This window comes from Streptococcus parasanguinis (assembly GCF_001578955.1).
Taxonomy (GTDB): domain Bacteria; phylum Bacillota; class Bacilli; order Lactobacillales; family Streptococcaceae; genus Streptococcus; species Streptococcus parasanguinis_U.
In genome coordinates, this window is sequence record NZ_KQ969692.1 from 38769 (window position 1) to 42606 (window position 3838).

Annotated in this window: 6 protein-coding genes; all 6 read right to left on the minus strand. The window is 45.0% G+C overall.

Features of this window, described 5'->3' with window-relative positions; translation table 11 throughout:
• Positions 1 to 26 precede the first annotated feature (26 nt).
• The gene (rsmA, locus tag SPADD19_RS08500) at positions 27 to 902 is read right to left on the minus strand and encodes a 16S rRNA (adenine(1518)-N(6)/adenine(1519)-N(6))-dimethyltransferase RsmA (RefSeq protein WP_045764078.1); all 876 of its coding nucleotides are present in this window, start codon (positions 900 to 902) and stop codon (positions 27 to 29) included.
• A 58-nt stretch (positions 903 to 960) separates the two neighbouring features.
• Entirely contained in the window at positions 961 to 1545 is a 585-nt protein-coding gene (gene rnmV / locus SPADD19_RS08505) for a ribonuclease M5 (RefSeq protein WP_179943959.1), read from the minus strand.
• A complete protein-coding gene (locus SPADD19_RS08510; protein WP_049517812.1) occupies positions 1517 to 2287 on the minus strand; it encodes a TatD family hydrolase in 771 nt (256 codons plus the stop codon). The genes rnmV and SPADD19_RS08510 overlap by 29 nt, the downstream gene beginning before the upstream one ends.
• 125 nt (positions 2288 to 2412) lie before the next feature.
• Positions 2413 to 2547: a 50S ribosomal protein L34 gene (rpmH, locus tag SPADD19_RS08515; RefSeq protein ID WP_000831905.1), complete on the minus strand. Its 135-nt coding sequence runs from the start codon at positions 2545 to 2547 to the stop codon at positions 2413 to 2415.
• A gap of 147 nt (positions 2548 to 2694) precedes the next feature.
• Entirely contained in the window at positions 2695 to 3324 is a 630-nt protein-coding gene (locus SPADD19_RS08520) for a hypothetical protein (RefSeq protein WP_049517813.1), read from the minus strand.
• Between the two features lie 162 nt (positions 3325 to 3486).
• The coding region (gene tnpA / locus SPADD19_RS08525; protein WP_061455786.1) for an IS200/IS605 family transposase at positions 3487 to 3838 on the minus strand (352 nt) is incomplete at its 5' end.

The window sequence follows — 3838 nt, forward strand, 5'->3', positions numbered from 1 at the left end:
GAGTTATGAAGCTCATGTCTTTTCTGTTATTTTATTCCTGCTTCTAGAAGGCCATCTGCTAGGCGGGCGAAGTCTTCTAAGCTAAGAGCTTCTCCTCGTACAGAAGGTTGAAGGCCTGCAGCTTGGATTCCTGCTTCTAGTTTTGCTTTGATATCTTCAGTCTTGCCAAAGCGACTGGTCAAGTTGTTCCAAAGCGTTTTGCGGCGGTGGACAAAGCTAGCCTTGCTGACAGAGAAGAAGAAATCTTCATCCTTGACGGTTACTGCTGGTTTTTCACGACGGACCATCTTGAGGATGGCAGAGTCGACGTTTGGTGCTGGCACAAAGACGGTGCGAGGCACAATAAAGGCTACCTTAGCAGTCATATAGTATTGGACTGCAATGGATAAAGAACCATAAGCCTTGGTGTTGGGCTCAGCTGAGATGCGGTCTGCCACCTCTTTTTGCATCATGACCACAAATTCTTGGAAAGGAATCTTGGATTCGATCAAGTGCATGAGGATGGGAGTTGTGATGTAATACGGAAGATTGGCCACTACCTTAATCGGAAGGTCTGGGTTTTTAAACTCTGCGATGTACTGGTTGAGGTCTACCTTGAGGATGTCTTGGTTGACAACCGTGACATTGTCAAAATCCCGCAAGGTATCCGCCAAAATGGGAACCAAGCGGTCATCGATCTCAAAGGCCATGACTTCTGCCGCATTTTCCGCCAAGAACTCAGTCAAAGCTCCAATTCCAGGACCAATTTCGATGACATTGACTTGCTTATCAATCTCTGCCGTATCCACAATTTTTTGAAGGATGTTGGTATCGGTCAAGAAGTTCTGACCGAAGGATTTTTTAAAGGTAAAACCGTGACGCTCCAGCACTGCCTTGGTCACGCTATAATCTGCAATTCTCATTTTTCTCTTTTCTCTTTTCTAATCAGTTTAAGAGTAAAGGATCCCCTCTACTTCCGTCTTAATAACGGGCCATCGCCTCTTCGACTTGGGCCAAACAAATTCCAAACAACTCCAAGCGTTTGATCAATTGCTTGCCATTGCAGTAGCCGATGCGCAAGGCTTCTCCTAGATATTCCCGTCGTTTGCGACTATCGTTGCCCATCAATAGGCCGAGACGCATCAAGTCAGTCTTTGTGATATCAAAGAAATTCTCATCTTCATAGGAGCCCACAAGTCCAGCTAGGGCTTTTTCTAAGTCTTCAAAACTGGCATGCTCCACTCCCAAGGAACGCCCCTTGGTCTTGGATTTGGGGACTGCTTCGCCACGATTTAAAAAGGCATGTTTGGCCTGGGGCACCTCTTGCATAATGATCTTGCGAATTCGCTCGCCATTATAGTCTGGATCGGTAAAGACAATGACCCCTCGCAACTCTTGCAAGGTAGCAATTCGTTCCAAGTCATCTTGATCGATTGCAGAGCCTCGCGTTTCATAGGTATCCACCTCATAAAAACGACGGAGATTGGCTGTGTCGTCCTTGCCCTCCACGACAATCACTTCTGGTATTTTTCTTTTCTCAGTCAAGGCCAAATACCTTTCTTGCATTGTCATAGGTTGCCTGAGCCACTTCTTCTGTTGTTAAGCCACGTAGTTCTGCAATAAAATCTACCACATAACGAGTGTAGGCTGTTTTATTTTCCCGACCACGTTTGGGAACTGGTGCCAGGTAAGGGGCGTCTGTTTCAACCAAGATCTTCTCGAGCGGAAGGCCAGCTGCCACTTCTTGGACATCTGTTGCCTTCTTAAACGTCACTACTCCAGAAAAGGAGATCATCATTCCCAGATCCATGAAGCGTTTGGCTTCTTCTAGACTTCCTGAGAAAGAATGCATGATCCCACCGCGAGGACCGACTCCTTCACTCTTGATGATGGCATAAGTATCTTCTAAAGCATCGCGTGTATGCACCACAAAGGGGAGGTCCAAGTCCTTAGACAATTGAATCTGACGACGAAAAACCTTTTCTTGGACATCTTTTGGTGCCGTCATCCAGTGGTAATCCAGACCGATTTCTCCGAGTGCGACGACTTTGGGATGTTTCAACTGTTCAAGTAAATAGGCCTCCACTTCAGGACTATAATCGCCTGCCTCAGTGGGGTGCCAACCCAGCGTGAGATAGAGTTCTGGGTGCTGGTCTGCCAAGGCTATTCCTCGCTCAATCGTCGGTTTGTCAAAACCAACGATATTATGGGCTACAACGCCCATTTCCTTGGCCAAATCGAGCTCTTCTTGTTCTTTTCCTGCGAATTCTTCCACATTGAGATGGGTGTGGGTATCAAAAATCTGCATGATCTTCCTTTTCTTCCGAGTTTTTCTTCTTTCTATTATAGCAGAAAGCGCCTCTAAATTCACTTTCGGACAAAACAAAAACCAGTAGTCTCGAGTTTCTACTGGTTTTTAGGTTTTTATCTGAATTACGCAGCCAAAACTTTGCGTCCTTTACGACGACGAGCTGCCAATACGCGACGACCGTTTTTAGTTGACATACGGTTACGGAATCCGTGTTTGCGCGCACGACGAAGTTTACTTGGTTGATAAGTACGTTTCACGATGAATACCTCCTCATAGATTTTGTATTCGTTTAGCCGGCTAGTTGTGATCAGTTACTAAACATACTTTACTATTCTATCGGATTCAACTCTATTTGTCAATAGCTATGGCAAAATTGTTGCAAATACAGGTCGGAGAAAACCTTTCTACACCTGACGGGTTGCCAAGTAATAGGGTTCCAGAGCCACCAGCGCCCTTTGCAACTGATCCAGGATATCCTCAAGAGAATCTTCCTCAACTAGAGAAATATCGTATTTGACGAGGACCTTACGAACCGCCCCTTCTGCTGCTGCTTGCAACAGATCATGGCGATTTTTTTCTGTTCCTTCTACCCTTTGACTCTCTCCATTTTTCTGGACGAAATAATAAACCGGCTGAGAGATAGGAAGGACGAGAACCTTATGTTGTTTTTGAAGACTCTGCTCGTCTTTTTTTCGCTCGATAAAGCTCACCTCTAAGGAAACACCAAAATCAACTGCGTCTCCATAAAGTCTCAAAGCAAACATGGGTTCTGCCATCGTCCCTTCTCCTTTTAGATAGGCCCAAAAATGAGGCCGCAAGACTTGAGCCTGGTTCATCCATTGGCTAGTCCGATCCTGCTCCAAGTAAGGGTGACGCTTCTGAAAGGCTGAGACTAAATCGGTGAATTCCTTACGAGCCGCTTGAGCCAGTGCACGATACTGCTCCATCTCCGAGGCTAGCCCCCCTGCCTTTGCCGGTGTCTGGTAGTGAATTCCTTGAAGCTTTAAAAACTCTCGAATCGCTACAAATGTCATCTGGTTCCTTTCTAAGCCTAATCATGACCACCCGTCAAACGGGTGGTTTGTACCAGGGCTATAAGCCCAGATAACTAGCCAGCGCCTAAAGACGTTGGCTTTCACTTTGTTCAAGCCTTATTGCATTTGACTCGTCACAGACCTCTCAAAGAGGTATACGTACTACTTGCCACTATCCCTAAAGGGATCTTCATATTCTTTTACACTCAACTTATCTAAAGCAATATCTTTTCGCTCTTGTTCCTGAATGTATTTCTTTATTGTGGCTTCATTGAGGCCAACTGTACTTACATAATATCCCTCTGCCCAAAAATGTCGATTTCCAAACTTATATTTCAGATTTGCGTGTTTATCGAACATCATTAGAGCACTTTTACCTTTTAAATATCCCATGAAGCTTGCAACACTAATTCTAGGTGGAATGCTTACCAACATATGAACATGATCTGGCATTAAATGGCCTTCGATAATCTCAACACCTTTATAACTACATAATCTATGGAATATTTCTCCC